We start from the raw sequence: 26,685 nt of genomic DNA, 5'->3' as shown, positions 1-26,685 counted from the left end.
CTTGGCGCAGTAAGGGGAATGCACTAACCTGCCACACTCAGAATAGAATGCAATGGCGCGATAGTGGAAGTCATGGTTGTTAATTTACTACAAAACGGCAGAATCGGCCTAGCCCCGATGGAAGGGGTAATCGACGCCCTGACTCGTGATCTGCTGACCCGGCATGCCGGGTTCGACTGGACGGTCACCGAGTTTGTACGTGTGGTCGATGCGCGCCTGCCGCCAAGAGTGTTTTATAAACACTGCCCCGAGCTTGCGCAACCGCCTGTGGCCACACCAAGCGGCATTCCCGTGCATTTACAGTTACTGGGCTCTGACCCAGTCGCCCTGGCGGCTAACGCGCGCCAGGCGCTTAGCCTGGGCGCGGTGAGCGTCGATCTTAATTTCGGCTGCCCTGCCAAACTGGTTAACCGGCACGATGGCGGCGCCTCGCTGTTACGCCAGCCTGATCGCGTCTATAAGGCGGTTAAAGCCGTTCACGACGCTTTAGAGGGGGAAATCCCGGTAACCGCCAAGATTCGCCTGGGCTTCGCTAATCGCCGTTTAGCGGTGGCCTGCGCCCAAGCCACCGAAGCGGGCGGAGCAGCACAGCTGGTCGTTCATGCACGCACCCGAGACGAGGGCTACCGCCCACCGGCACACTGGGAGTGGATCGGCAAAATTCGCCGCCAAGTGAGCATCCCCGTGGTCGCCAACGGCGATATCTGGACACTGGAAGATTACTGGAAAGCCCGCACCCTGTCAGGGTGTCGCGACGTGATGCTGGGACGGAGCGCCCTGGCCGATCCTTGGCTGGCGCCACGCATTCGCCACTGGCTGCAAACCGGCGAGCGGCTACCTGAGAGTAGCTGGGCGATGCGCGCCAACGTGCTCAAAGAATACGCCGCTCTACAGCGTCAAAAGCTACCCGACCGCGTCGTGGTCTCTCTGGTAAAGCAGTGGCTTGCCCAAATGCGCCAAGGCAGCAGTGAAGCTGAACAGAATTTTCAGCGCGTAAAGCGCATCACCGAGTTAGACCAACTGCTCGACAGCCTTGTTGTCGACGAACAGCAAGCTGCAATGGCTTAGCCCTTCTTTCGCACCACCCCTTTAACAGGCAAAAAAAAGCGCCCTACCGCAAAGCGGGGGCGCTACAAACGATCGCAAGACCGGGGCGCGAGCGACTTCCGGTCAGGCTAGAAACTGGCGGTCAGACTGGAAACAGAAAACCCGCTCTCAATAAGAGAGCGGGTTTTGGAATCTGGCGCGCCCGGGAGGATTCGAACCTCCGACCCCCTGATTCGTAGTCAGGTACTCTATCCAGCTGAGCTACGGGCGCGTAACGTTTTACTAACGTTTACTTTTACTGCGACCAAGACTATTACAAATACTGATTAATGCAATTAGCCTCTGGTACAACTAACTTTAAATACAGCTAATCTCAAATACGATTAACCATAAATGCAGTCAGCATAAAAAGGTGGCGCGCCCGGGAGGATTCGAACCTCCGACCCCCTGATTCGTAGTCAGGTACTCTATCCAGCTGAGCTACGGGCGCATACCTTGTGACCATGCACTTTTTAACAAAGTAAAAGCACTTACTGGCCATGCGATTGGCGGAGAGAGAGGGATTCGAACCCTCGATAGGGCTATAAACCCTATACTCCCTTAGCAGGGGAGCGCCTTCAGCCACTCGGCCACCTCTCCTCAACGGCACGGCGCGAATATTACCGATTTAGTCTTCTTGTGTCTAGTCTTCTACGGATTTTTTTCGCACCGGCCATATCTTACATATAAGCTTACGCTTTAAGCATCGTTTCATCATGCGAGCTCGCAAGGCTTATTCCACTTCATTTTCACTGTTTCGTTCACGCTGAATACGCTGGTAAATCTCTTCACGGTGAACTGCCACATCTTTAGGCGCATTTACGCCGATACGTACTTGATTGCCTTTCACACCTAGCACGGTGACGGTGATTTCATCACCGATCATCAGCGTTTCGCCAACACGGCGAGTTAGGATGAGCATGGCTGATCTCCTTTTCAGACGTTTTATGCAACGGGATATGTCAGCCGGAGGCAACACCATGCCATTATGCGACATAGTGTTCCCTGTCACCAATGACTCCGGCTCCATGACACCTTATACCTCCCGTTGAAAGAAAGCTCACCACCACACGGCAGTAAGTACCCCTTCAGCGTAGAAGGTTTAAGGTATTAATGTTATTCAGATTCGATATCTGCCTTATCTAAACCAAAAGCTTTGTGTAATGCATTAACAGCAAGCTCCATATGCTTCTCATCAATCACGACCGAGATTTTAATCTCAGAGGTGGAGACCATACGGATATTGACGTTTTCGTCGGCTAGCACACGGAACATTTTCGACGCCACACCGGCGTGAGAACGCATACCTACACCCACTAAAGAGACCTTAGCAATATTGTCGTCGCCACGCAGCTCACCGCCGCCCAAATCAGGAATCACCGTCTCTTCAAGCAGCTTCTTAGTGGCTTTGTAATCGCCCTTAGCAACCGTAAAGGTAAAGTCGGTATAGTCTCCGGCCGGCGCCACGTTCTGCACGATCATGTCCACTTCGATATTGGCATCGGCAATGGGGCCTAGAATGCGTGACGCCACACCCGGCACGTCCGGTGTATTCAGCAGGGTTAATTTTGCTTCATTTTTGGTGAAAGCGATACCGGAGATCAGTGGTTCTTCCATAGCGTCCTCGTCTTGGTCGGCTTCTGCAACAATTAGGGTACCGGGGCCGTCTTCAAAGCTCGACAGCACCCGCAGGGGTACGTTGTACTTTCCGGCAAACTCTACCGCGCGGATCTGCAGCACTTTAGAGCCGAGACTGGCCAGTTCCAGCATCTCTTCCACGGTAATGCTCGTTAAGCGCTGGGCTTTGGAGCAGACGCGGGGGTCGGTGGTGTATACCCCGTCAACATCGGTGTAAATCTGGCACTCATCGGCGCCTAGCGCGGCGGCTAGCGCCACCCCTGTGGTGTCAGAACCACCACGGCCCAGGGTGGTGATATTGCCGTCTTCATCGACCCCTTGGAACCCGGCCACAACCACTACCTGACCAGCGTCCAGATCGGCCTTGAGGTCTTCGGTTTCAATGCGCTGGATACGCGCCTTGGTATAGGCACTATCGGTATGAATACCTACCTGGGCGCCTGTGTGCGAAGTGGCTGGCACACCGATTTGCTGCAGCGCCATAGCGAGCAGTGAAATAGTTACCTGCTCGCCGGTCGACAGCAGCATATCCATCTCGCGCGGTGCGGGATCGTCGTTAAGCGCCTGTGCCATGTCCGTCAGGCGGTTGGTTTCGCCACTCATGGCGGAGACCACGACCACTACCTGATGGCCTTGATCGCGGAAGCCCTTAACCTTTTCCGCTACGGCCTTGATACGCTCGACAGAGCCCACCGAAGTGCCGCCGAACTTCTGTACGTATAGTGCCATATGCCGTTTTTCCTATGCGTTCGGGAATGGAGGGTGAAAGTGTCACAAGTTTTAAATAAATAATAAGGCCGGTGACAATAATGCCACCGGCCCAGAGGTTTAGCTAAGAACGTTTTCCAACCATGCTGGTACGCTCTTCAACGCATCCGGCAGGGCGTCGGGTTGACTACCTCCCGCTTGGGCCATGTCGGGGCGGCCACCGCCCTTCCCTCCTACCTGGGAGGCAACATGGTTCACCAGCTCGCCGGCTTTCACTCGGCCGGTCAGATCCTGGGTGACCCCAGCGATCAAACTCACTTTGCCCGCCGCCTGGTCGGCAACGCCGAGGATAATCACTCCAGAGCTTAGCTTGTTCTTAAGCTGGTCAAGGATGCCGCGTAAATCTTTGCCTGATACGCCATCCAGCTGCGTCGCCAGCAGCTTCACGCCATTGACCTCCTGCACCTGGCTGAGCATATCGCTACCCGCTGCACTGGCTAATTTGGCCTTGAGCTGCTCAAGCTCTTTTTCCAGGCTACGGTTGCGCTCAACCAGTGATTCTACCCGCGCTTCGACCTGTTCAGGCTTGGTCTTCAAGCGCTCACCCAATCGCTCGAGGCGGGCTTCCTGCTCGCGGAAGTGAGCCAGCGCATTTTCGCCGGTGATCGCTTCGATGCGGCGCACACCAGAAGCAATGCCCACTTCGCTCATCACATGGCAGCAGCCAATATCACCGCTGCGTGCCACGTGGGTACCACCGCATAACTCGATCGAGAAATCGTCGGCACCAATGGTCAGCACGCGCACGTTCTCGGCGTATTTGGCCTCAAACAGCGCTGCTGCGCCCTTGGCCTTGGCTTGGTCCAGGCTCATCTGCTCGATCTTGGTCGGCGCATTAGCCAGAATCTGCTCATTGACCAGCCGTTCGACTTCCGCCAGTTGCTCGGCGGTCACCGGCTCGAAGTGGCTAAAGTCGAAGCGCAGGCGCTCGGCGTTCACCAGCGAGCCTTTCTGCTGTACGTGATCACCCAGCACCATGCGCAGCGCTTTATGCAGCAGGTGGGTGGCTGAGTGATTGCGAATGGTGGCTGTGCGCAGGCTGGCATCCACTTCACCACGCACGCTTGCGCCAACGCTTAGCGAGCCTTCTACCATCATGCCCTGGTGAAGATGATGACCGCTCTGCTTTTGGGTATCAGTGACCTGGAAACGGCCACCGTCGACATACAGGTAGCCGGTATCGCCCACCTGGCCGCCTGACTCGCCGTAAAACGGCGTGCGGTCTAGTACCACGACACCCTTCTGCCCCGCTTCCAGCGCTGCCAGTGGATTGCCCTCGCTGTCGACCAGCGCGGTTACCTTGGCCTGATCTTCCAAGCGGTCGTAGCCGGTAAAGGCAGTTTCGCCCTCCAACTCGATGGAGGCGCTGTAGTCGGCGCCAAATTGGCTGGCCGCCCGTGCGCGTTCACGCTGGGCCTCTAACGCCTGCTGAAAGCCATCTTCGTCCAGGCTAACGCCACGCTCACGACAGACGTCGGCGGTAAGGTCGAAGGGAAAGCCGTAGGTGTCATAAAGCTTAAACACCGTCTCACCCGGCAGCACCTTGCCATCCAACTCGGCCAGTGCCGCATTCAAGAGCCCCATACCGTGATCCAGGGTGCGTGCGAACTGCTCTTCTTCTTTCAGCAGTACACGGGCAATTTGATCGCTCGCTTCACGCAGTTCCGGATAGGCATCGCCCATCTCCGCATCCAGCGCCTCCACCAGCTTGTGGAAGAACGGCTCAACCGCGCCCAGCTTGTGGCCGTGACGAATTGCACGGCGAATGATCCGACGCAGGACATAGCCGCGCCCTTCGTTGGAAGGCAGCACGCCATCGGCAATCAGGAAGGCACAGGAACGGATATGGTCGGCAATTACGCGCAACGAAGGCGTAGCGGTATCAGGGTGCCCGGTCGCTTTCGCAGCGGCTTGCAGCAGGTTCTGGAACAGGTCGATCTCATAGTTGGAGTGGACGCCCTGCATGACAGCGGCGACACGCTCCAGCCCCATACCGGTATCGATGGAGGGCTTGGGCAGCGGGTTGAGCGTGCCCTGGGCATCGCGATCAAACTGCATGAACACCAGGTTCCAGATTTCGATATAGCGATCGCCATCCTCTTCCGGGCTGCCCGGCGGGCCACCCCAAACCTCAGGGCCGTGATCAAAGAAGATTTCCGAACTGGGGCCGCAGGGGCCGGTGTCGCCCATCTGCCAGAAGTTATCTTCATCCAGCTTGGAGAAGCGCTCAGGGTCGATGCCAATCTCATCTTTCCAGATGCGCTCAGCTTCGTCATCGCTGATGTGTACCGTTACCCACAGCTTGTCTTTGGGGAGTCCCAGCGTTTCGGTTAAAAACACCCAGGCAAAGCGAATGGCGTCGCGCTTAAAGTAGTCGCCAAAGCTGAAGTTACCCAGCATCTCAAAGAAGGTGTGGTGGCGTGCGGTATAGCCGACGTTGTCTAAATCATTATGCTTACCGCCCGCGCGAACGCAGCGCTGCGCAGAGGTGGCGCGCACGTAAGGGCGCGGATCGCGGCCTAGAAACACATCTTTAAACGGCACCATGCCGGCATTGGTAAACAGCAGCGTCGGGTCGTTGCCCGGCACTAATGAGCTGGTGGGTACAATCGTATGCCCCTGCTCTTCGAAGAAGGTGAGAAAGGCCTGTCTAATCTCTGCGCTTTTCATAGGGTATCCGTAACAAGAAAGCGTGATGTCCCAGGGCGCTGTTGCCGCTACCCTCAGGGGTCGCAAAGCAGCCATTATAGCGCAGTTGTCAAACGACTAAAGCCGCACTTAGTGGCAGAAAGGCAAACAGCCACGTAAACAACTGGATGAACAAGCGTATTAGAGCGCTACTAGAAATGTAAGAGGGGGTATTGTATAGGCTGGGGAAAACGTATTACAGACAGGAGAGCGCGTAGCGAATTTGTTCAAAATCGAAGCCGCGACTGGCGAGAAAACGTTCACGCCTAGCGCGCTCTTTGGGGGTCTCACCAGGGCTATCAAAACGCCGCGCCAGGGTTTCCCGGGCTAGCTCAAACCAGTCGACCTGCTCGCCCCCCTCCACTTCTTCAAAAGCGGTGGCAAGGGTTTCCTGGTCTATGCCGCGCTGGCGCAACTCGCCTTTAATACGAATCACGCCTTGGCCACGCAGTATGCGCGAGCGCACGAAACTGGCCGCAAAGCGCGCGTCAGACTGCAGCCCTTGTTCAACCAAGGCGTCCAGGCACTCATCAATAGCGGCATCGTCGAAAGACTTTTTCTTCAGACGCTGAGCAAGCTCGGCGCGGGAGTATTCGCGCCGAGCCAGTAAACCAATGGCGATATCACGGGGCGTAGCATCACGCTGGGAGGTGAATGCCATCAGCTTATCTTAGCGAGAGTCGTCTTAAAGCAGATCGTCATCACCCGCATCCAATTCTGCCGCTGCTTCGGCAGGTGCATCTTCCTTCTCCTTTTTAGGATCGGGCTTGGCCAAGAGCTGCTCACGAATCTGCGTTTCGATTTCGAGCATAATTTCCGGGTGCTCTTCCAGATACAGCGCTGAATTGGCTTTACCTTGACCGATTTTCTTACCTTTATAGCTGTACCAGGCACCGGCTTTGTCGACTAGGTTGCACTGCACGCCCAGGTCGATGACCTCACCGGCGTGGTAGATACCCTTGCCGTAAAGAATCTGGAATTCAGCCTGACGGAATGGCGGTGCTACCTTGTTTTTGACTACTTTCACGCGGGTTTCGTTACCGGTGACTTCATCACCCACTTTCACCGAGCCGGTACGACGAATATCCAGACGCACGCTGGCATAGAACTTCAGCGCGTTACCACCAGTGGTGGTTTCGGGGCTACCGAACATGACGCCGATCTTCATGCGGATCTGGTTGATGAAGATCACCAAGCAATTGGCGTTTTTGATATTACCGGTGATTTTACGCAGTGCCTGAGACATCAAACGCGCCTGTAGGCCAACGTGGGAATCACCCATTTCGCCTTCGATTTCAGCGCGCGGGGTCAACGCAGCGACCGAGTCGATAACAATCACGTCAACACCGCCAGAGCGTACCAGCATGTCGGTAATTTCCAGCGCCTGCTCACCGGTGTCCGGCTGGGAAATCAGTAGATCATCCAGGTTGACGCCTAGCTTTTCTGCGTAGCTGGGGTCAAGCGCATGCTCGGCATCGACGAAGGCACACACTTTGCCCTGTTTTTGCGCCTGAGCAATCACCGAAAGGGTCAGGGTCGTTTTACCCGACGATTCCGGGCCAAAGATTTCGCACACACGGCCAAACGGCAGCCCGCCGATGCCGAGGGCGATATCCAGACCCAATGAACCGGTGGAAACCGACGGCATGACGACACGCGGTGCGTCGCCTAGACGCATGACGGTGCCCTTGCCGAACTGACGGTCGATTTGGGTGAGTGCAGCGTTTAGCGCTTTAGTGCGGTTGTCATCCTGAGCCATTCAGAGATTCCTCATAACAAGCTGTATAATTAGCCAGTAGTATGCCAAAGATTGCGCCGTAAACAAATCCTTGATCGCGCTTTCTCTCATCTATTTTATCAACAGCCTTTTTGCATATGCGCCTTTTTCTTACGGCTGGTTCGTCTTGCTCGCCTTCTCGCGCTCATTCAGGCGCGCCACCAGCCCAACCAAGGCCTGACGCACGGCCTGCTCTCGCACCGACTGACGGTCACCTGGAAAGTGAAAGCATTCAGCTTCCTGGGCAGCAGCATCTCCCCAGGCCAACCAAACCGTACCCACCGGCTTTTCAGCGCTCCCCCCCTCTGGGCCTGCAACACCGCTAACGGCAACAGCTAAGCCCGCGCCACTTTCATTACAGGCGCCCAGCACCATGGCTTTGACGACCTCCTTGCTGACAGCACCGTGCTCGGCCAGCGTGGTCTCAGGCACCCCCAATAAGCGCGTTTTAGCAGCATTCGCATAGGTCACATAGCCCGTCGTAAAGTAAGCAGAGCTACCCGCCACCTCGGTAATGGCGCTGGCAATGCCTCCCCCCGTACATGACTCAGCGGCGGTCACTTCCACATTCAACTGCTTACACAGCCGCCCCAGCCGCTGAGCTAACAGGGTTAAATCAAGATTTTTCAGGCTAGTTTCGCTGGGCACTATGGTCGCTCCTTCAAGTGAGTCGTCTATTCAGCGTAGAATACTGCGTTTAGCTTTCTCAAAGAAATTGCTCAATCAGGACGCCCATGTCACAGGCCATTCCCCCTAACACGCCCATGATCACGCAATATTTAAAGATCAAGCGCGAGCACCCCGAGGTACTGCTGTTCTACCGCATGGGGGATTTTTATGAACTGTTTTTCGACGACGCCAAGCGCGCCGCCGCACTGCTGGATATTACCCTTACCCAGCGTGGGCAGTCAGGCGGCAAGCCTATCCCGATGGCGGGCGTCCCCTATCACAGCGCTGAGGGCTATCTGGCCCGCCTCGTCGCTGGCGGCGAGTCGGTCGCTATTTGTGAGCAAATTGGCGACCCCGCGACCAGCAAAGGGCCCGTTGAGCGCCAAGTGGTGCGTATCGTCACCCCTGGCACACTCCACGATGAAGCGCTGCTCGATGCCCGCCGCGACAACGTCCTGGTGTCCGTTTCTCCCGGAAAAGAGAGCTGGGGCCTTGCCTGGCTGGAGCTCTCCAGTGGTCGCTTCAACGTACTGGAAGTAGACAGCGAAGCCGAAATGCTCGCCGAGCTGACGCGTCTCTCCCCGGCCGAGCTGCTGGTACCCGAAAGCTTAACGCTACCCGAGGCCTGGTCGCAGAAACGCAGCCTGCGCCGCCAGGGCGAGTGGCTGTTTGATTTGGAAAGCGCTACCCGTAGCCTCTGCGACCAGTTCGAAGTGCAGGATTTACGTGGCTTTGGCTGTGCGCACTTAACCTCTGCGCTAATTGCTGCCGGGGTATTGATCGATTATGCCCGGGACACTCAGCGCTCGCGCCTGCCCCACGTGACCGCCATCAGCGTTGAGAACCGCGACGACGCGGTGGTGATCGACGCTGCCAGCCGCCGTAATCTGGAAATTGATATCAACCTGGGCGGCAGCAGCGACAACACCCTGGCCAGCGTGCTGGATACCTGTACCACCGCCATGGGTTCACGGCTACTCAAACGCTGGCTTAATCGGCCACTGCGTCAACGCGAGATTGTCCAGGCCCGTCATGCGGGTGTGGCGCTGCTAAGCCTGGATGCCGCCTATATGCCGCTGCGCGAGACGTTGAGCGCGGTGGGCGACGTGGAGCGCATTCTGGCCCGGGTGGCGCTGTATAGCGCCCGCCCGCGCGATTTGGCACGGCTGCGGGATGCACTGGTAACGCTTCCGGAACTGGAGCAACAGCTTAGCGAGGTTGAGAGCGGCAGTGCGCTGGATAACCTGCGCCCGCATATTCGCCCCTACCCAGAAATGGCCGATATGCTCAGCCGGGCGCTGGTAGAAAATCCGCCGGTGGTGATCCGCGATGGCGGGGTGATTGCCGATGGCTTTGATTCAGAGCTGGATGAGCACCGTGGCATGGCCGAAAACGCGGGCGACTATCTTATTCAGCTCGAGCTTCGCGAGCGCGAGCGCACGGGGCTAGCCAATCTCAAAGTGGGCTACAACCGGGTGCACGGCTACTTTATCGAACTACCGCGTTCACAAGCCCAGCAGGCGCCCGCCGACTATATTCGCCGCCAGACACTTAAAAATGCCGAGCGGTTCATTATCCCCGAGCTCAAAGAGTTTGAAGATAAGGCACTCTCCGCTAAATCTCGCGCGTTGACGCGTGAAAAATGGCTCTACGATCGCCTGCTTGGCGATCTCAACGCAAGCCTTCACGCGCTGCAGAGCACCTCGCAAGCCTTGGCGGAACTGGACGTACTGTGCGCCTTTGCCGAGCGCGCCGAGGCGCTGAACTGGGTGCGTCCAACACTCAGCGAAACCACCGGGATTCAAATTGACGCGGGACGACATCCGGTGGTCGAGCAGGTGAGCGAGACACCCTTTGTGCCCAACGACGTGACGCTCAATCCTGACCAGCACATGCTGATTATTACCGGCCCCAACATGGGCGGTAAATCGACCTATATGCGTCAGACGGCGCTCATCGCCCTTCTCGCTCACTGCGGCAGTTTTGTGCCCGCCGATGCCGCCGAGATCGGCCCGCTGGATCGAATATTCACCCGCATTGGCTCATCGGATGACTTGGCCGGCGGGCGCTCTACCTTTATGGTCGAGATGACTGAAACTGCCAACATTCTCCACAATGCCACCCAGCAAAGCTTGATCCTGATGGATGAAATTGGCCGCGGCACCAGTACCTTTGACGGTCTGTCGCTCGCCTGGGCAAGCGCTGAACATCTGGCAAAAGGACGCGCGCTAACGCTGTTTGCGACCCACTACTTTGAAATGACGGCGCTGCCTGAGCATATGGAAGGGGTGGCCAATATCCACCTAACGGCGACCGAGCATGGCGACAGCATTGTGTTTATGCACCGCATCGAAGCGGGCCCGGCCAGCCAGAGCTATGGTTTGCAGGTGGCGCAATTAGCGGGCGTGCCCAACCATGTGATTAAACGTGCCCGCGAGAAGCTGATAAGTTTGGAGCAGCGCGATGTGGATAACACAGCGCAGGCGCCGCGAACCGCACCGCAGCAAAACGATCTGTTCGCCGCTGCACCGCATCCGGTGGTCGAGGCGTTGGAAAACGTCGATATGGATGGTTTAACACCGCGGGAAGCGCTATCACTATTGTATCAGTGGCGAGACCTGATCTAATGGTGCTTACAGGAGGGAAAGCCATATGGCGCTTGCCGCCAGGTATGCGCACCTCTAGAATGTCGTTCAAACTTTTAGCTTATAAAAAACGGCTGATTTATAACCATTCACGATTGACCATGGCTGGGAGTTACCCGGCCCTGCAAGAGGGATAGCAAGATGACGTTTGTCGTTACCGAGAACTGCATCCAGTGCAAATACACCGACTGTGTGGAAGTCTGCCCGGTCGACTGTTTTTACGAGGGCCCGAACTTCCTGGTCATTCATCCTGACGAGTGTATCGACTGCGCGCTGTGTGAGCCCGAGTGCCCCGCCGAGGCGATATTCTCCGAGGATGAGCTGCCGGATGGACAGGAGGCCTTTATCGAGATTAACGCTGAGATGGCCGAAGTATGGCCCAACATCGCCGAAAGAAAAGACCCGCTGCCGGACGCCGAAGAGTGGGATGGCAAGCCCGGCAAGCTTGAGAAACTAGAGCGCTAAACGCTGTGACGGTTTAAAAATCAGCACATAGCTCTTTTTAAAAGCTCTCTTTAAAAATTCTCTTTAAACCAGCGCTGGTTGTTAAAAACAGTGCTGGTTTTTTTGTGTTGTCTAAAGTGTGCCGCCAAATTGCGGGCAAAAAAAGGCGACCCGTAGGCCGCCCGCTCCAAGCACTTCCTCTGACCACTCCCTGGATCAACCTCCTCAGATGACGTCCTTGCCAGGGCTCACCTCACTGTATCACCCGGCGCATCTGACCTACATCCCGCTGCATCCTGACTGAAGCGTCCTTGCCTCCCCTTGTCCTGTGTATATTGTGTCAGATCATGGCCGCTTCTCAACAAAGCCAAAATACAAAAGGGCGAGCCGCTGCGACTCGCCCTTTTTAAAAAACCACTTATTAAACAATTACTTAAATTTTAATTAGTGGCAAAGTAAGCTATTTCTTACCCTAAACTGAGCGATTCTCGTCGGTATTTGTAAGATATCTCTTACAAAATTTTGAGACATCTCTTACAAGCACCTCTAAAAATTCGCTCGATATTGGCATTTTACTGCCCTTTAATGGCTTTCAAACCTGGGTAGGTCACATCACCCAGCTCTGCTTCAATCACCAGCAAACGGTTGTACTTGGCAACCCGATCAGAGCGGCAAAGTGAGCCCGTTTTAATCTGACCGGCACAGGTACCCACCGCCAAATCGGCAATGGTGGTATCTTCGGTTTCACCGGAGCGGTGAGAAATAACCGCCGTAAAGCCAGCATCCTGCGCCATCTTAATCGCGTCCAGCGTCTCAGAGAGCGAACCGATCTGGTTAAACTTGATCAGGATAGAGTTACCGATCTGCTCATCGATACCGCGCTTGAGAATCTTGGTATTGGTCACGAATAGATCATCGCCCACCAGCTGCACTTTCTCGCCCAGCTTGTCAGTCAGCGCTTTCCAACCCGCCCAATCCGATTCATCCATGCCGTCTTCGATAGACACAATTGGGTAGTCGGCACACAGGCCTGCCAGGTAATCGGTAAAGCCTTGGGCGTCGTAGCTTTTGCCTTCACCGGAAAGGTTGTACTGACCGTCTTTGTAAAACTCAGACGAAGCACAATCCAGCGCCAGAGTGACGTCTTTACCCAGCTCATAGCCAGCATCGGCAACGGCTTGTTTAATCACCGCTAGCGCATCAGCGTTAGACGCCAGGTTAGGCGCAAAGCCGCCCTCGTCACCGACGGATGTAGAGAGCCCCTTCGCGGAGAGCACTTTCTTCAGCGCGTGGAAAATTTCCGCGCCCATGCGCAGCCCTTCGCGGAAGTTAGGCGCGCCCACTGGCTGCACCATAAATTCCTGGATATCGACGTTGTTATCCGCGTGCTCGCCGCCGTTGATGATGTTCATCATCGGCACCGGCATGCTGTACTGGCCAGGTTGACCGTAGAGCTCGGCAATGTGGGCGTAGAGCGGTACGCCTTTGGCGTTAGCAGCTGCTTTAGCCGCCGCCAGCGAAACGGCTAGGATGGCATTCGCCCCCAGATTCGCTTTGTTTTCAGTGCCGTCCAGCGCCAACATGGCATCGTCCAAGCCGCGCTGATCGCGCGCATCCATGCCCATCAGCGCATCACGAATTTTGCCATTGACCGCATCGACTGCTTTCAGCACGCCTTTGCCCAGGTAGCGCGACTTATCGCCGTCGCGCAGCTCTAACGCTTCCCGGGAGCCGGTTGAAGCACCACTGGGGGCACAGGCTTCACCGACAGCACCACTGGCAAGGCGTACATGCGCCTGCACGGTCGGGTTACCACGAGAATCCAGCACTTCCAACGCACTGATAGCAACAATTTTGGTCATGGCAGTATCCTTTCCTGTTAGTCAGATAAAATTATTAATATAACGACCTGATTAGCTAAATACAGCTTAGCGAATCGTTAGCGGCTCAAAACCTTTAACCAGCGCATCCAACTGGGCAAGCTGAGTCAAGAACGGCTCTAATTGATCCAGCGGCAATGCACAGGGACCATCGCATTTGGCGTTGTCTGGGTCAGGGTGGGCTTCCAAAAACAGCCCGGCAAGGCCGACAGCCACGCCTGCACGCGCTAACTCAGCCACCTGGGCACGGCGCCCATCAGCACTATCGGCACGCCCACCGGGGCGCTGCAGCGCGTGGGTCACATCGAAAAATACCGGGTAGCCGGTTTGCTTCATATCACCAAAGCCCAGCATATCAACAATCAGATTGTTGTAACCAAAGCTTGAGCCGCGCTCGCAGAGCATCAACTGGTCGTTACCCGCTTCCTGGAACTTGCTGAGGATATGACGCATTTCATGGGGCGCCAAAAACTGCGGCTTTTTGATATTGATGACCGCGCCGGTTTTGGCCATGGCGACCACCAAATCAGTTTGGCGAGCCAAAAAGGCCGGCAGTTGGATAATGTCAGCGACTTCAGCGGCTGCTTGCGCCTGCCAAGGCTCGTGAACGTCAGTGATGATCGGCACGTTGTGGCGAGCTTTGATATCGGCCAGTATCTGCAGCCCTTTCTCGATACCTGGGCCGCGGTAGGAGTGAATCGAACTGCGATTGGCTTTGTCAAAGCTGGCCTTAAAAACGTAGGGCATACCCAGCTTCTGGGTCACCGTGACGTAGGCTTGAGCGACTTCGTCGGCAAGATCGGCCGACTCCAGTACGTTCATGCCACCCAGCAGCATAAACGGCAAGGAGTTACCGGCGGTTAAGCCAGCAACGTTAATATGACGCTCTTGAGATCGGTCTTGAGAAGCCATGCTTCTGCCCTCTTATTCCTGCGAGTTCGCGTGGGCGCGACTGCGCGCTGTTTTGTAATCCAAGGCGGCGTTCACAAAGCCAGAGAACAGCGGGTGACCATCACGGGGAGTAGAAGTGAACTCCGGGTGGAACTGGCAGGCTACGTACCAAGGGTGGTCAGCCAGCTCGATGACTTCAACCAGCGATTGGTCGACGCTCTTGCCTGAGATAACCAAGCCCGCCTTTTCAAGCTCATCGATAAACTGGTTATTGACCTCGAAGCGGTGACGGTGGCGCTCGACAATCTCATCCGAGCCGTAGGCTTCGCGTGCTTTGGTTCCCGATGCCAAACGGCATACCTGGCCACCTAAGCGCATGGTGCCACCTAAATCAGACGCTGCATCACGCAGCTCGACTTTGCCTTCTGGGCTTAGCCATTCGGTGATCAAACCTACTACCGGGTGCTGGGTGTCGTGGGTGAACTCGGTAGAGTTGGCGTCGTTCCAGCCTGCCACATTACGGGCAAACTCAATCACCGCCACCTGCATACCCAGGCAAATACCCAGATACGGCACGTTGTTTTCGCGGGCGAATTGAGCGGTCATAATCTTGCCTTCTACGCCGCGCTCGCCGAAGCCGCCGGGCACCAGAATGGCGTCTTTACCCGCCAAGCGCTCGGTGCCGTGACGCTCGATGTCTTCGGAGTCAATATAGTCGACGTTGACCTTAATGCGACCCTGGATACCGGCGTGAATCAGCGCTTCGTTGAGCGACTTGTAGGCATCCAGCAGTTCCATGTACTTACCGACCATGGCAATACTGACGGATTTGAGCGGATTGAGCTTGGCATCCAGCACCTTCACCCACTCGGATAAATCTGCTTCCGGGGCTTCCAGGCGCAGCTTATCGCAAACGATCTCGTCCAGACCGTGTTCATGGAGCATCAGCGGGATGCGATAGATCGTATCGGCATCCTGCAGCGGTACCACGGCACGCTCTTCGACGTTGGTGAACAGGGCGATTTTGCGGCGCTCGCTCTCTTCCAGTTCAACTTCGCTGCGGCAAATCAGAATATCCGGCTGGATACCGATGGAACGCAGCTCTTTAACGCTGTGCTGGGTCGGTTTGGTTTTGGTCTCACCCGCCGTTTTGATGTAGGGCACCAGGGTCAGGTGCATAAACAGCGCACGGTTGGCGCCCTGCTCACTACGAATTTGGCGGATCGACTCCAGGAAAGGCAGTGATTCGATATCACCAACCGTGCCGCCGATCTCTACCAGCGCCACATCAAAACCTTCACCGCCCGCGTAAACGCGCTCTTTAATCTCGTCGGTGATATGCGGAATGACCTGGACGGTGCCACCGAGATAGTCGCCCCGACGCTCTTTACGCAGCACGTGCTCGTAGACACGACCGGTCGTAAAGTTGTTGCGCTGGGTCATTTTGGTGCGAATAAAGCGCTCGTAATGCCCGAGATCAAGATCGGTTTCGGCGCCATCTTCTGTGACGAACACCTCACCGTGCTGGAAGGGGCTCATGGTGCCCGGATCCACGTTGATGTACGGGTCGAGCTTGAGCATGGTGACCTTAAGGCCGCGGGCCTCTAAAATCGCCGCAAGCGAGGCGGAGGCGATGCCCTTGCCAAGAGAGGACACAACGCCGCCGGTCACGAAGATATATCGTGTCATGGATAACCTGTCGAAACGTGATCAGAAGGCACGGCAGAAAGCCACGCCAGGATGGGTCGACAGACTAGCAGATTACGACCTAAGGCTCAATTTGAACTGCACTGCTTAAAGTACGCGCTGTCATTCTGAAGCATCGCATCTTGTCATTGCGAGGAGCGCAGCGACGCGGCAATCTAACCCAGATCGCCACGCTTCGCTCGCGATGACATGAAGCTAAATACGCGCTGTAAATTGTGAAGCATCGCGCCCTGTCATTGCGAGGAGCGCAGCGACGCGGCAATCTAACCCAGATCGCCACGCTTCGCTCGCGATGACATTAAGCCTATAAAGGCACTTCTTTCACACGCCCAGGTAATCCAGAATACCTTCTGCAGCCTGGCGACCTTCGTAAATCGCCGTGACCACCAAGTCAGAGCCGCGCACCATATCGCCACCGGCAAAGATTTTTTCGTTGCTGGTTTGGAAGGCGTACTGGCCGTGCTCCGGCGCGGTGACGCGATCGCGCTCGTCCACCTGAATATTGGCGCTATCGAACCACGGTGCAGGGCTTGCCTGGAAGCCAAAAGCGATAACCACAGCATCCGCCGCAATGATCTCTTCAGAACCGGGCACCACTTCAGGGCGCTGACGGCCGTTTTCATCCGGCTCACCCAAGCGTGTGCGCACAACTTTCACGCCTTCGACCTTCTCTTCACCGACGACCGCCACCGGCTGACGGTTGAACAGAAACTCAACGCCCTCTTCACGAGCATTGGAGACTTCACGGCGCGACCCCGGCATGTTGCCTTCGTCACGACGGTACGCGCAGGTCACGCTGGTGGCGTTTTGACGAATCGAGGTACGGTTACAGTCCATCGCCGTATCGCCGCCGCCCAGCACGACCACACGCTTGCCTTCCATAGAGATATAGTCGTTGGGATCTTTTTCAAAGCCCAGGCAGCGGTTAACGTTGGCAATCAGGAAATCGAGGGCCTTGTACACGCCCGGCAGATCTTCGCCAGGGAAGCCGCCTTCCATGTATTTATAAGTCCCCATACCCAGGAAAACCGCGTCGTACTCCTGCATCAAGGTCTCAAACTCAATATCGGTGCCAATCTCGGTATTCAGGCGGAACTCGACGCCCATCTCTTCAAAGACTGCCCGACGGCGCTCCATCACGCTCTTTTCCAGCTTGAACTCGGGAATACCAAAGGTCAGCAGGCCACCGATTTCTGGATACTTGTCGAACACCACCGGCTTAACGCCGTTACGGGCCAAAATATCCGCACAGCCCAGGCCCGCAGGGCCTGCGCCAATGATGGCGACTTTTTTATCCGTCCAGGTAACGTGGGACATATCCGGACGCCAGCCCATGGCGAACGCCGTATCGGTAATGTACTTCTCCACCGAGCCGATGGTGACGGCACCAAAGCCGTCATTTAGCGTGCAGTCGCCTTCGCACAGACGATCCTGGGGGCACACGCGACCACATACTTCGGGCAGCGAGTTGGTTTTGTGCGACAGCTCAGCGGCTTCAATAATGTTGCCTTCCACCACCAGCTGTAGCCAGTTGGGAATATAGTTGTGCACCGGGCACTTCCACTCACAGTACGGGTTACCGCAGTGCAGGCAGCGATGCGCCTGGCTGGCCGCATCGGTGGGCTTGTAAGGTTCGTAAATTTCCGCAAACTCTTTGGCACGGGCACGGGCGTCTTTCTTCTGTGGATCCTGACGACCCACATCGACAAACTGAAAATCGTTATTTAAACGGTTAGCCATGATCTCTCTCCTGTCAGCGTGAGGGGCATAAACGGGTTATTGCGGCTGACGCCGAGACTGATCCAGCAAACTACCCAAGCTGGCTGCTTTTGGCTTAACCAGCCAGAAGTGACGCGCATAGTCGCTGAAGTCTTCCAGAATAGCCGCCCCACGCGCGGAACCCGTCGCGGCCACATAGGCTTCGATCATTTCACGCAGGTGACGACGATACGCCTCCATGGCCTCTGTGTTAACGCGGTGAATTTCGACCAGTTCGTGGTTGTACTTGTCCACGAAGGTGCGCTCTTCATCCAACACATAGGCAAACCCACCGGTCATGCCCGCACCGAAGTTGACCCCGGTCTCACCGAGCACGCAGACCAAACCGCCGGTCATATATTCGCAACAGTGGTCGCCTGCGCCCTCGATCACCGCTGAAGCGCCAGAGTTACGCACCGCAAAGCGCTCGCCCGCAGTACCGGCGGCGAATAGTGTCCCGCCAGTGGCACCATACAGGCAGGTGTTGCCGATAATGGCCGTTTTATGACTCTCAAACTGGCTGACTTTGGGCGGTACAATCACGATACTGCCGCCGTTCATGCCCTTGCCGACGTAGTCGTTGGCGTCGCCTTCCAGGAAAAGATTCAGACCCCGAGCATTCCATACCCCGAAGCTCTGCCCCGCCACGCCGACGAAATTGGCCGTGACCGGCGCCGCTTCCAGTCCCTCTTCACCGTATCGCTTGGCAATGGCACCAGAGGTGAGTGCACCCACGCTGCGGTCACAGTTGGTGATGGTGAAGTGGAATTCACCGCCCGACTGGCTTTCGATAGCATCTTTCAGCGCCGCCAGCACTTCCTGGTTTTTAGCGCCCGGATCGTGGGGCACGTTACGGCTAACCCTGCAGAACTGCGGCGCATCTTTGGGTACAAAATCATTGGCCAGCAGCGGCGTTAGATCGAGCTTACGCTGGGAAGCCGTATCACCCTCAAGCACTTCCAGAAGGTCGGTACGCCCGATCAAATCAGTGAGCTTGCACACACCGAGCATAGCCATCAGCTCACGCACTTCTTCGGCGATAAAGCGGAAGTAGTTCTTGACCATATCCACGGTGCCGCGGAAGTGCTCGCCGCGCAGGAAGTCATCCTGAGTCGCGACCCCAGTGGCACAGTTGTTGAGGTGACAGATACGCAGGTATTTACAGCCCAACGCCACCATGGGCGCGGTGCCGAAACCGAAGCTCTCGGCGCCGAGAATCGCCGCTTTGACCACATCCAGACCGGTTTTCAGGCCGCCATCGGTCTGCAGGCGAATCTTATCGCGCAGCCCGTTGATGCGCAGCGCCTGATGCACTTCCGGCAGCCCCAATTCCCAGGGTGAACCGGCGTGCTTGATCGAGGTCAGCGGGCTTGCCGCTGTACCGCCGTCGTAGCCTGATACGGTAATCAAATCCGCGTAGGCCTTGGCCACACCGGTGGCGATCGTGCCGATCCCCGGCTCGGAAACCAGTTTCACCGACACCTGGGCATCCGGATTGACCTGCTTAAGGTCAAAAATCAGCTGGGCCAAATCCTCGATAGAGTAAATATCGTGGTGCGGCGGCGGTGAAATCAGCGTGACGCCGGGGACTGCGTAGCGCAGCCGAGCAATCAGCTGGTTTACCTTACCGCCGGGTAGCTGACCGCCCTCACCGGGCTTGGCACCTTGGGCGACCTTGATCTGCAGTACTTCTGCATTGACCAGATACGCCGGGGTTACACCAAAGCGGCCAGAGGCAATCTGCTTGATCTTGGAGCTGCGAATGGTGCCGTAGCGGGCTGGATCTTCACCGCCCTCACCGGAGTTGGAACGCCCGCCGGCTTCGTTCATGGCCTGGGCCAGCGCTTCGTGGGCTTCCGGCGATAGCGCCCCCAGTGACATACCGGCGCTATCAAAGCGCGGCAGTAAATCTTCAACCGGCTCTACGTCTTCCAGCGCAATCGGTGTTTCCGCAGGCTTGAGCTTGAGCAAGTCACGAATAGTGGCCACAGGCCGCTCGTTCACCAATTGAGCAAACTTTTTCCACTTGGTATAGCTGCCTTCCTGAACCGCCGCCTGTAGTGACATCACCACATCGGGGTTGTAGGCGTGGTACTCGTGGCCGTGCACATACTTGAACATGCCGCCTTGGGAGATTCCTTTACGGGGAATCCAGGCATCTTTCGCCAGCAGCGCTTGCTGCATCTGAAGCTCGGCAAAACCGGCGCCCTGAATGCGCGAGGCCATACCGACAAAGCAGAGATCCATTACTTCATCTGCCAAGCCCACGGCTTCAAACAGCATCGAGCCGCGGTAGGAAGCCAGCGTCGAGATACCCATTTTAGACAGGATCTTGAACAGGCCTTTCTGCAGCCCTTTACGGTAGTTCTCACGACCGTCAGCCGGGTTGCCGGTCAGCTCGCCCGTGCGGTGCATATCCGCCATGACCTGATAAGCGAGCCACGGATAAACCGCCGTAGCGCCCACGCCAAACAGCACCGCCATTTGGTGGGCGTCGCGAGCGTAGCCGGTTTCTACCACGATGTTGGCGTTGGGGCGCAGCGCCAACCGGCCTAAGTGAGAGTGCACGGCACCCACGGCCAGGGCGGCCTGAATGGGAATCAGGCCTTTCGTCAGCTCCGCATCGGTGAGTACCAGAATGACTTTACCGGCGCGGACTTGAGCTTCTGCCTCCTCACATAAAGCCTTAAGCGCTTGATGCAAGCTCTGCTGATCGGGATCGTAACCCAACGACAGTGTATAGCTGGCAAACGCAGGATCGTCCTGGCTAACCAGGGCGGTAAACTTGCGTGGGGACAGTACCGGCGTGGTCAAGATCAAGCGGTGCGCGTGCTCAGGCGTCGCTTTAAAGACGTTAAGCTCAGCGCCACAGCAGGTTTCCAGCGACATCACGATCGCTTCGCGCAGCGGGTCGATGGGCGGATTGGTGACCTGGGCAAACTTCTGACGGAAGAAGTCAGTCAGCAGGCGCGGGCGGCTCGACAGCACCGCCATGGGCGTATCATCTCCCATGGAGCCAACGGCTTCCTGGCCACTCTCTGCCAGCGGGCGCAGCACCTGGTCACGCTCTTCGAAGCTAACCTGGAACAACTTCTGCTGAACGTTGAGCGAATCGGCATCCATGGTTTGGAAACGCGCAAGCTCGGTCAGTGCCGACTCTAAATAGTTCGCCTCCTGCTTAAGCCAACGCTTATAGGGGTAGGCAGATTTCAGCCGCTCATCGATATCAGTGGTGTGCAGCACTTCGCCGGTTTCGGTATCCACGGCGAGCATTTGACCAGGGCCAACGCGGCCCTTAGCGACCACGTCTTCCGGCTTATAGTCGTAGGTGCCGATTTCAGAGGCCAGGGTAATGTAGCCATTCTTGGTCATTACCCAGCGCGCCGGGCGCAGGCCGTTACGGTCGAGCATACACACCGCTTGGCGGCCATCGGTCATGACCACACCCGCAGGGCCATCCCACGGCTCCATATGCATGGAGTTGTATTCGTAGAAGGCGCGCAGCTCGGCGTCCATGGTCTCTACGTTCTGCCAGGCGGGCGGCACCATCATGCGTACCGCGCGATGCAGCTCCATACCGCCGGTCAGCAACACTTCCAGCATGTTGTCCATACTGGAGGAGTCGGAGCCGGTGGTGTTAACGATCTCGTCCAGCTCGGTGATATCCGGCAGACGCTCGTTAACGAAGTTGGCTTTACGCGAGTTCGCCCAGCCGCGGTTGGCCTCAATGGTGTTGATCTCGCCGTTATGGGCCAATAGACGGAACGGTTGTGCCAACGGCCAGCGCGGAGCAGTATTGGTCGAGAAGCGCTGGTGAAACACGCAGATGGCGGTTTCCAGGCGCGGGTCATTCAAGTCCTGATAAAACGCCGGTAGGTCTTCCGGCATCACCAGGCCTTTATAGGAGACCACTTCTGACGAGAGCGAGGCGACGTAGAAGTCCTCTTCGTTGCGTAGCGCCTGCTCGGCGCGGCGGCGGGCCATAAACAGGTCAACATCGAAGTGTTCACCCTGGCCTGGCTGCACAAACAGCTGACGAATACGTGGCAGGCAGTCCAGCGCCATGGGGCCGCAAACGCTGGAGTCAGTGGGCACATCGCGCCAGCCCAACACGTTAAGACCACGCGCTTCCAGCTCACCCGTCAGAGTGTCGCGGGCATGCGCTTCACGGGCATCATCGTTGGGTAGAAACACCACACCCACAGCAAAGCGTTCGCCCAGCTCGGCATCGAATGCTTCTTTGGCCAGCGCCTGCATAAACGGGGTGGGCATTTTCAACAGCAAACCACAGCCGTCGCCGGTTTTGCCGTCGGCAGCAATGCCGCCCCGGTGGGTCATGCAGGTCAGGGATTCAATGGCAGTTTTCAGCAAATCGTGGCTAGCCTGGCCTTCCATATGGGCAATCAGGCCAAAACCACAGTTATCGCGAAACTCGCCAGGCTGGTGAAGACCTCTATTCATGGGCGTGCCTCTACTAGTCAGCGTATTTTTTTAGCAGCGTGCTTATGGTATAAAGGACGGTTTCGCTTTTTTTATAGTGCTTATAACCTGCCCAGAATGGGGTACTTCCCAAGTTCGCTGCCGCAACAAAATGGCCGGTCAGCATAGCGATTGCTAGCCACTTTGCGCAATCTCTTGGCGCCCACATCGTTAGAGAAACTCTTTTCAAATCCTGTATTTGCATCCTCATTCAAGGAAAAAATACATATACTTCAACCACTTGTAACAAGGTAAAACGCTATTTTAACGCTTTTTATTTTCCATTAAACTTTAGTCTAAACAGCGCCCAAAAACCCATGCCGATAGCGCATAAGGCATACGGATTATATAAAACAGCGTTCGACAAATGGGCTCACGATGTAGCCGAGCGAATAAAAAACCGCCCAATGAAAACCACTCTACGTAAGGAGCGATCCATTGGGCGGATAGGATATAGCTGACCAGTTTTTGGAATGACTAGCTTGTGAAAGGATTACTTTTCCACTGGACAGCGCGGGTAATCATCGAGCAGCGTGCGAAGGACATCAACGGGCGTGGCATCGCTAACACAAGCATCGCCCAGGGCGTTAAGCAGCACCAATCGCAGCCGCGTATCGATATTTTTCTTATCCAGCCGCATGCGGGTTAAAAAGTCATCGCTGGTCATATTCGCCGGTGCCGCTAACGGTAGCTCGGCGCTCTCGATCACCGCCAGGCTGCGTGCTAGCGCCGCATCGGTGAGCCAGCCCAAGCGTCGGGAAAGCGTTGCCGCCATGGCCATGCCAGCGCCCACGGCTTCGCCGTGTAGCCAGTTGCCGTAGCCCTGATGCGCCTCAATGGCATGACCAAAGGTGTGGCCCAGGTTGAGCAGCGCGCGGACGCCCTGTTCCGTCTCATCTTCGGCAACAATGTCTGCTTTGATTTGGCAACTTCGTGCAATGGCGTCTGCGACGACCTCAGGCTCCACATCAAGTAGTGCGGGCATGTTGGCTTCCAGCCAGCTTAAAAACGCTTCGTCGCGGATCAGGCCGTACTTGATAACCTCGGCCAGCCCGGCGGAGAGTTCGCGACGGGGCAGACTCTTGAGCGTATCAATATCCACCAGCACCGCTTTGGGCTGCCAGAAGGCGCCAATCATGTTTTTCCCCAGCGGATGGTTAACGCCGGTCTTGCCCCCCACCGACGAATCCACCTGGGAAAGCAGCGTGGTGGGCACTTGGATAAACGCTACACCTCGCTGATAGGAAGCGGCGGCGTAGCCGACCATATCGCCGATCACTCCACCGCCTAAAGCAATTAGCGTGCAGCGGCGGTTAAAACCGGCCTCTAGCAGCGCGTCCCAAATACGGCTGACCTGTTCGATGGTTTTGTATTGCTCGCCATCGGGGAGTATGACCGTGCGCACTTCCAGATGATCCGGCAGGCTAGCGCAAAGCTTGTCCAGGTAGAGCGGCGCGATAGTCTCGTTAGTGACGACCATCACCTGCTGGCCGGCCAGATAAGGCGTTAGCATATCGGCACGCCCCATCAGCTCGGTGCCAATATGAATCGGATAGCTGCGCTCGTCTAAAGCAACATGAAGGGTGCGTTGCGCGCTGGCTGTCGAGTTCATGGTGATACCTTATGGTTAAGCGTTTTAGCCGACGATGATGAGGGCTCAAGTGGATCTACCAACCGATGCACCCGGCGCAGAATTTCATTGACCACCGCTCGCGGGCTGCGCCGGTCGGTGCGCACGGCAATATCCGAGGTGGCGCGATAGAGCGGGTCGCGCTGGGCAAACATATCGTTGAGCACCTGCTCGCGGTTGGCGCACTGCAGCAGCGGCCGGTTGCGATCTTTCGCTGTCCGTTTGAGCTGCTGGTCGACGGTGGTCAGCAGATAAACCACCGTGCCACGCTCGCGCAGTGCGCGGCGATTCTCTTCGCGCAGCACCGCACCGCCGCCAGTGGCGACCACGACCGGAGAGAGCCGGGTTAGCTCATCAATCATATGAATTTCCCGCAGGCGAAAGCCCTGCTCGCCCTCGACATCAAAAATCCACGGGATATCTGCCCCGCAGCGGTCTTGGATGGCGTGGTCACTGTCGTAAAACGGGCGCGCAAGCTCGGCCGCCAATAGGCGACCAATGGTGCTTTTGCCAGCCCCCATGGGGCCTATGAGAAATAAATTGGGTAAATCCTGCATCAGCGAACCGTTAAGCCATCGTCTAGGAGTCGTGGAGTAATAAAGACTAACAACTCTACCTTTTCATTGCTCTCTTCGGTATAGCGAAACAGTCTACCGAGCAAAGGAATATCACCCAAAAGCGGTGTTTTGGCGATTTGGCGCAGCTCTTCGGTGGTCAAAATTCCGCCTAACACCACCGTTTGGCCGTTATCTACCAGCACTTGGGTCTCAATCTGGTTGGTATCAATCGGCGGTTCACCGCCAAACTCCGATTCACGAAAACTGTCATTTTTAATCACCAGATCCATAATAATGCGGTTATCCGGGGTAATCTGCGGGGTGACTTCCAATGAAAGCTCGGCTTCTTTGAATTCGGTATCCAGGTTGTCGTTGCCATCCACACTCTGAAAGGCACGCTCTTCACCCTGGCTAATTTTGGCGGTACGTTGATTGGCGGTAATAATTCTGGGCTGAGAAATAGTCTGGCTTTTCCCTTCGCTTTCCAGTGCGCGCAGCTCCAAATCCAACAGGATATCACCAGATAAGTAGCCAAAGCTAAAACCGGTGCCCGGCCCAGTGGCAGCACCTAAATCCACAGCCAGGCCGCCCTGTGCCCGGTTGATGCCATCGGGGTTGATATCGCGTCGGCTGAAGGTGCCATCTTCCGCCTCCTGAAAACCGCGGGTACTCGACATACCCCAGTTAACTCCCAGTTCACGGGAAGCAGTGTCCCTTGCAATGACAATGCGTGCCTCAATCTGTACCTGCCGAACAGCCACATCCAGGCGGTCAATGGTGCGGGCGATATCGCGCACTTGATCAGCGGTATCTTGCACCAGCAGCGTATTGGTGCGGTTATCAATGCTGACGCGCCCCCGCTCGGTGAGCAAACCAAAGCCGTCATCGCCACCTCCGCGTAGCAACTGAGCTAAATCTTTGGCCCGCGCATACTTGATCTCGATAAACTCGGTGACCAACGGCGAGAGCGTTTCACGCTGATTGCGCGCCTCTAGCTCTTGGCGTTCCAAATCGGCCAATTCACTAGCGGGCGCTACCACGATCACATTGCCCTGCTCACGGCTCGATAGCCTCTTACTTTGCAGAATCAGTTCGAGCGCCTGATCCCAGGGCACATCATTTAAATTGAGCGTTACACGCCCCGATACGCTATCGCTGGCGACTAAATTTAGCCCGGTAAATTCGGCCAGTTTCGCTAGCACCGAGCGTACTTCTATATCCTGAAAATTAAGACTCAACCGTTCGCCGGTGAAGCGTTCACCTGTCGTCTGGGAGGGTTGCGCCTTCTGACTGGCGGGCTGGACTTCCACAGTCAGCGTGCGGCCATTTTGCGTGGAGATCATCGCATAAGCACCCTGCGTGGCGATCGCTAACTGGGTGGCGTCCTGGCTGGTGCGGGGCGTAATCCGTGTTATGGGAGTGGCGAAATCGGTGACATCGTAGATTTGGTTAAGCGAGTCTGGAATCGCCACATCGCGCAGATCCACCATCACTTGATCGGGGCCACCTTCCCGCACGTTCGCCTCGACGCCTTCGCGATCAAAGGTGACTATCAACCGTCCGGCACCATCTGCACCGCGACGAAAGTCAATATTCTCAACCTGCGGCCCTTCATCGGTTTCAAGCCCCGCTGAGGCGATGCTGGGCGAAGGGCTAGGCAAGCGGCTGGCACCTGAAGCAAAGGTAATGCGTAGGCGATCATCCATTACCCGTGATGTGAACGCCTGCGACTCGCTCAGATTGATCACCAAACGCGTGCGGCCATTGCCCTCCAGCGCGGTAATCTGTTCGATACCGTTACGATTAACGTTGATGCGCCGATCAGTGAGACCACTTTGGGTTGCTGCCAAATCCAGCGTCACTCGGGGAGGAGAGTCTAAGCGGTAGCTGCGTAGTTCAGGCATATCACCGGTAAAACGCAGGTCAAGATGGGTTCCACCGTTCTTAGCGGGTTGAACCTCAATACCGGTCAGCACCGAGGCAGCTGCCAATGAGGGCAACAGTAAGCATAGTGCGGCCATGGCCATGTAGAGAGTGATTCGCCAAGCTGTAACTGCCATGAGCTGTA

The 26,685-nt window shown here is 56.5% G+C and carries 17 protein-coding genes and 3 tRNA genes; 3 read left to right on the top strand and 17 right to left on the bottom strand.

What is annotated here, in order from left to right:
• The first annotated feature begins 72 nt into the window (after positions 1-72).
• Entirely contained in the window at positions 73-1,068 is a 996-nt protein-coding gene (locus YERSI8AC_RS03535; RefSeq protein WP_223828023.1) for a tRNA dihydrouridine synthase, read from the top strand.
• Between the two features lie 173 nt (positions 1,069-1,241).
• On the opposite strand, the gene YERSI8AC_RS03530 is transcribed toward YERSI8AC_RS03535, so the two are convergent.
• From YERSI8AC_RS03530 to YERSI8AC_RS03490, 9 genes are all read right to left on the bottom strand, one after another.
• Positions 1,242-1,318, bottom strand: a tRNA-Arg gene (locus YERSI8AC_RS03530).
• 142 nt (positions 1,319-1,460) lie between these two features.
• Positions 1,461-1,537 (bottom strand) — tRNA-Arg (locus YERSI8AC_RS03525).
• Positions 1,538-1,593: 56 nt separating this feature from the next.
• Positions 1,594-1,686, bottom strand: a tRNA-Ser gene (locus tag YERSI8AC_RS03520).
• Positions 1,687-1,819: 133 nt separating this feature from the next.
• Positions 1,820-2,008 (bottom strand): carbon storage regulator CsrA, encoded by a 189-nt coding sequence (gene csrA, locus YERSI8AC_RS03515; protein WP_007111501.1) that lies wholly within the window; start codon positions 2,006-2,008, stop codon positions 1,820-1,822.
• Between the two features lie 194 nt (positions 2,009-2,202).
• On the bottom strand, positions 2,203-3,453 hold the full coding sequence (locus YERSI8AC_RS03510; protein ID WP_009286781.1) for an aspartate kinase: 1,251 nt from the start codon (positions 3,451-3,453) through the stop codon (positions 2,203-2,205).
• A 99-nt stretch (positions 3,454-3,552) separates the two neighbouring features.
• A complete protein-coding gene (alaS, locus tag YERSI8AC_RS03505; RefSeq protein WP_159176094.1) occupies positions 3,553-6,162 on the bottom strand; it encodes an alanine--tRNA ligase in 2,610 nt (869 codons plus the stop codon).
• Positions 6,163-6,376: 214 nt separating this feature from the next.
• Entirely contained in the window at positions 6,377-6,841 is a 465-nt protein-coding gene (locus YERSI8AC_RS03500; RefSeq protein WP_022519966.1) for a regulatory protein RecX, read from the bottom strand.
• A 24-nt stretch (positions 6,842-6,865) separates the two neighbouring features.
• Positions 6,866-7,939 (bottom strand): recombinase RecA, encoded by a 1,074-nt coding sequence (gene recA, locus YERSI8AC_RS03495; protein ID WP_009286780.1) that lies wholly within the window; start codon positions 7,937-7,939, stop codon positions 6,866-6,868.
• A gap of 129 nt (positions 7,940-8,068) precedes the next feature.
• Positions 8,069-8,608, bottom strand: coding sequence for a CinA family protein (locus YERSI8AC_RS03490; RefSeq protein ID WP_035538996.1), 540 nt, complete (start codon positions 8,606-8,608; stop codon positions 8,069-8,071).
• An 83-nt stretch (positions 8,609-8,691) separates the two neighbouring features.
• On the opposite strand from YERSI8AC_RS03490, the gene mutS reads away from it, so the two are divergent.
• Together mutS and fdxA are read left to right on the top strand one after the other, a co-directional pair.
• Positions 8,692-11,253, top strand: a complete 2,562-nt coding sequence (gene mutS, locus YERSI8AC_RS03485) for a DNA mismatch repair protein MutS (protein WP_027957360.1) — start codon at positions 8,692-8,694, stop codon at positions 11,251-11,253.
• Between the two features lie 159 nt (positions 11,254-11,412).
• Positions 11,413-11,736 carry a ferredoxin FdxA gene (fdxA, locus tag YERSI8AC_RS03480; protein WP_007111508.1) on the top strand — a complete coding sequence of 108 codons (324 nt, stop codon included), beginning with the start codon at positions 11,413-11,415 and terminating at the stop codon, positions 11,734-11,736.
• Positions 11,737-12,287: 551 nt separating this feature from the next.
• On the opposite strand, the gene eno is transcribed toward fdxA, so the two are convergent.
• From eno to pilQ, 8 genes are all read right to left on the bottom strand, one after another.
• Entirely contained in the window at positions 12,288-13,577 is a 1,290-nt protein-coding gene (eno, locus tag YERSI8AC_RS03475; protein ID WP_159176093.1) for a phosphopyruvate hydratase, read from the bottom strand.
• Positions 13,578-13,643: 66 nt separating this feature from the next.
• Positions 13,644-14,507 carry a 3-deoxy-8-phosphooctulonate synthase gene (gene kdsA / locus YERSI8AC_RS03470; protein ID WP_009286777.1) on the bottom strand — a complete coding sequence of 288 codons (864 nt, stop codon included), beginning with the start codon at positions 14,505-14,507 and terminating at the stop codon, positions 13,644-13,646.
• Between the two features lie 12 nt (positions 14,508-14,519).
• Complete coding sequence (locus YERSI8AC_RS03465; RefSeq protein ID WP_009286776.1) at positions 14,520-16,175, bottom strand: CTP synthase; 1,656 nt, start codon at positions 16,173-16,175, stop codon at positions 14,520-14,522.
• Positions 16,176-16,514: 339 nt separating this feature from the next.
• Positions 16,515-17,933, bottom strand: coding sequence for an FAD-dependent oxidoreductase (locus tag YERSI8AC_RS03460; protein ID WP_009286775.1), 1,419 nt, complete (start codon positions 17,931-17,933; stop codon positions 16,515-16,517).
• A gap of 36 nt (positions 17,934-17,969) precedes the next feature.
• Positions 17,970-22,412: a glutamate synthase large subunit gene (gltB, locus tag YERSI8AC_RS03455; protein WP_089690628.1), complete on the bottom strand. Its 4,443-nt coding sequence runs from the start codon at positions 22,410-22,412 to the stop codon at positions 17,970-17,972.
• A 511-nt stretch (positions 22,413-22,923) separates the two neighbouring features.
• Positions 22,924-24,042, bottom strand: coding sequence for a 3-dehydroquinate synthase (gene aroB / locus YERSI8AC_RS03450; protein WP_022520003.1), 1,119 nt, complete (start codon positions 24,040-24,042; stop codon positions 22,924-22,926).
• A complete protein-coding gene (aroK, locus tag YERSI8AC_RS03445; protein WP_009286772.1) occupies positions 24,039-24,617 on the bottom strand; it encodes a shikimate kinase AroK in 579 nt (192 codons plus the stop codon). The genes aroB and aroK overlap by 4 nt, the downstream gene beginning before the upstream one ends.
• Positions 24,617-26,677: a type IV pilus secretin PilQ gene (pilQ, locus tag YERSI8AC_RS03440; RefSeq protein ID WP_022520004.1), complete on the bottom strand. Its 2,061-nt coding sequence runs from the start codon at positions 26,675-26,677 to the stop codon at positions 24,617-24,619. The genes aroK and pilQ overlap by 1 nt, the downstream gene beginning before the upstream one ends.
• Positions 26,678-26,685: the final 8 nt, after the last annotated feature.

The organism is Halomonas sp. 113, from assembly GCF_904067645.1.
GTDB classification, from domain to species: Bacteria; Pseudomonadota; Gammaproteobacteria; order Pseudomonadales; family Halomonadaceae; genus Vreelandella; species Vreelandella titanicae.
This window is presented reverse-complemented; position numbering and strand designations above follow the sequence as displayed.